The following is a 787-nucleotide window of genomic DNA, read 5'->3' as shown; positions in this document are numbered from 1 at the left end:
GTGTTGTTGTCGGTGCGGGTCACCCGACCACGGTAACGCGGATAGTCCCGCCGTCCACGCCGCCCAGTCGGCACCCGGGCGGTGGTGTTTCGCCGACCAGCTCGGCCCGCACTTTCTCGACGACCCCGACCAGCCGGTGCTACTGATCGAATCCCGGGCGGTGTTGGAGCGCCGCCGGTTTCACCGTCGCAAGACACACAGTTTGCCGTCGGCGCCGATCAACCTGGGCCTGCTCGATCCGCTGGACTGCGTGGCGGCCGCCGAAGACGCCTACCGCCGCGGGCGGGCGACGCTGGGCAGCGTCGAGGGCTACATCCGCCAGCTCATCGGCTGGCGCGACTACATCTGGAGAGCCTATTGGCATTTCGGCCGCGACTACCGGCACCGCAACGCCCTGGTGGCAACGTCCCTGCTGCCGTGGTGGTTCGCCGAGCTCGACCCCGGCCCAGTGGCGGCGCGCTGTCTGCGAGACGTCCTGGCGCATGTCCGCGACGACGGCTGGGTGCCCCACATCCCGCGGCTGATGGTGCTGTCGAACTACGCCCTGCAGCGCGGCTGGCAGCCCGCGGCGCTGACCGACTGGTTCCACCGCTGCTTCGTCGACGGCTACGAATGGGTGATGACCGCCAACGTGATCGGCATGTCGCAGCACGCCGACGGGGGCTGGTGGCCACCAAGCCGTGCCGGTCAGCGCGGCCGGGTCAGCAGCTGGTCGATGCGGCGCAGCGCGACCGCGCACACCGGCAGGTAGGCGCCGGCCCACCACGGCACACCGAACGTCACGCGG

1 pseudogene is annotated in these 787 nt (G+C 70.6%); it reads left to right on the top strand.

Features of this window, described 5'->3' with window-relative positions:
* Positions 1–751 (top strand): annotated as a pseudogene (locus F6Q13_RS18355) (hypothetical protein); the annotation flags it as partial.
* Positions 752–787: the final 36 nt, after the last annotated feature.

The organism is Mycobacterium sp. (assembly GCF_008709575.1).
Lineage (GTDB): Bacteria > Actinomycetota > Actinomycetes > Mycobacteriales > Mycobacteriaceae > Mycobacterium.
Note: the sequence above shows the minus strand (reverse complement) of the source record. Positions and strands in the feature narration are given on the sequence as shown.